At 40.5% G+C, this 697-nt stretch carries 1 protein-coding gene; it reads left to right on the top strand.

The window, feature by feature from the left end; translation table 11 throughout:
- A partial coding sequence (locus tag ACS8FD_RS20750) for a histidine phosphatase family protein (RefSeq protein ID WP_439277257.1) occupies nucleotides 1-586 on the top strand: 586 nt, incomplete at its 5' end.
- Nucleotides 587-697: the final 111 nt, after the last annotated feature.

The raw sequence follows: 697 nt of genomic DNA on the forward strand, positions 1-697 counted from the left end.
CTGGTTAGCTGGTCATCTACCATATTCTCTCGACGTAGATAGCATCTCAAGCCCTATTGGACGTTGTATTGATACTGCGCAGCTAATGCAAGAAGGGGCAGGATTACAACGACCGATAGCGCATCAATCGTTATTGGTTGAGCCAGGTAGCTTGGTTACTGAGCCTGAAATTGCGAATGCAGTCTTTAAAGAGATTGGTGTGCTCAATTTTATTAATCGTTTTTTACAAGGTAACCTTGAAGGTACAAAAAATGCCTATCAAGGTGGACTCGATATTTTATCGCTTTTTTATCAAAACCAGCCACAGCATGGACATTTAATGTTGGCAGTGAGTCATGATACGTTACTATCTGCTTTTTTAGCGATAATGTTCGATGTGATTGAGATTGATTGGAACGACTGGCCCAAAATGATGGAAGGCGTGTTTTTATGGTTTGATGATAAGCCATTTGAGCAGGCTAATGCATATTTTGTTTGGCGCGGTGAGGTTTATGTTCGCCCGATCAATACGTTAATAGATAGCTACCGTGCTGCTGGTTTTCATCCTAGTAAGCTATTATTACCGCCGAAAGTGAGATGGACGTAGTATTAAAGCGGCGCGAGGCTAAAACTACAAGGGACAGTATTAAATATGACATTTTGAATAGATATAAAAAAACCTTGCCACTAGGACAAGGTTTTTTTATGAACGCTTGTT

This window comes from Psychrobacter sp. 1U2 (assembly GCF_051847575.1).